At 65.2% G+C, this 445-nt stretch carries 1 protein-coding gene; it reads left to right on the top strand.

Features of this window, described 5'->3' with window-relative positions:
- Window positions 1-445, top strand: a 445-nt coding sequence (locus tag C667_RS23935) for an ISAs1 family transposase (protein WP_039923303.1), incomplete at both ends; no start/stop codon positions are given.

Here is a 445-nt window from a genome sequence, read left to right as displayed (position 1 = left end):
GCTGCTCGAAGCGATCGAGATCGCCTTCATCGACCAGCACGGCGTCGAGTCGGTCGACCGCAGCGCGCTGGTCGAGCGCGGCCATGGACGCACCGTTGGGCAGATCGCCTCGGTGCTGTCGTCCAAGGGCATCGTCGATCCGGGCGACTGGCCCAAGTGTGTGACGATTGGGCGCATCGACTCCATGCGGGTCGTCGGCGACAAGGAATCCGATCTGGAGCGGCGTTACTACATCAGCTCGCGCGCCCTCACCGCCGAGCAACTGGCTGCAGCGGTGCGAGCGCACTGGGGCGTGGAGAACCGGCTTCACTGGATCCTCGACGTCAGCTTCAGCGAGGACGCCAGCACGGTGGCCAAAGATAATGCGCCGCAGAACCTGTCGATGCTGCGCAAGATCGCGCTCAACATCATCCGCGCCGACAAGACCGACACGCGCAAGAGCAGC

The sequence above is a fragment of the Thauera phenylacetica B4P genome (assembly GCF_000310225.1).
Lineage (GTDB): Bacteria > Pseudomonadota > Gammaproteobacteria > Burkholderiales > Rhodocyclaceae > Thauera > Thauera phenylacetica.
This window is presented reverse-complemented; position numbering and strand designations above follow the sequence as displayed.